The organism is Corynebacterium glyciniphilum AJ 3170 (assembly GCF_007673095.1).
In the GTDB taxonomy this organism is placed as follows: domain Bacteria; phylum Actinomycetota; class Actinomycetes; order Mycobacteriales; family Mycobacteriaceae; genus Corynebacterium.
In genome coordinates this window covers 1-285 of record NZ_VDYZ01000190.1, presented here as the reverse complement: position 1 = coordinate 285, position 285 = coordinate 1, and the positions used below count along the sequence as shown (strand labels likewise).

The window sequence follows — 285 nt, the reverse complement described above, 5'->3', positions numbered from 1 at the left end:
AGGAGGGTGGAGGGAGGGAAAGTGAGAAAGGTGGAGGGGGAGTGGTGGTGGGGGTGGAGGAGGGTGAGAAGATGGGGTGGGTGGTGGGTGGGGATGAGGTGTGGGGGGGTGTGGGGGAGGGTGTCGGGGGGGATGAGTGGGGGGGTGGGGGGAAGGGGGTGAGGGTTGTGATATCAGGGATAGTGCTGGTTCTGCGGTGAGTGGGAGGGGGGTGGTAAGGGGTGGTGGGGATGAAGGGGGTGTTGGGGTGGGGGAAGTGCAGGATAGGGGGGAGGGGGGTTGGGG

Annotated in this window: 1 protein-coding gene; it reads left to right on the top strand. The window is 66.7% G+C overall.

The window, feature by feature from the left end:
- Nucleotides 1-200: hypothetical protein (locus FS507_RS19995; RefSeq protein ID WP_222121466.1), on the top strand; the 200-nt coding region annotated here is incomplete at its 5' end.
- Nucleotides 201-285 lie beyond the last annotated feature (85 nt).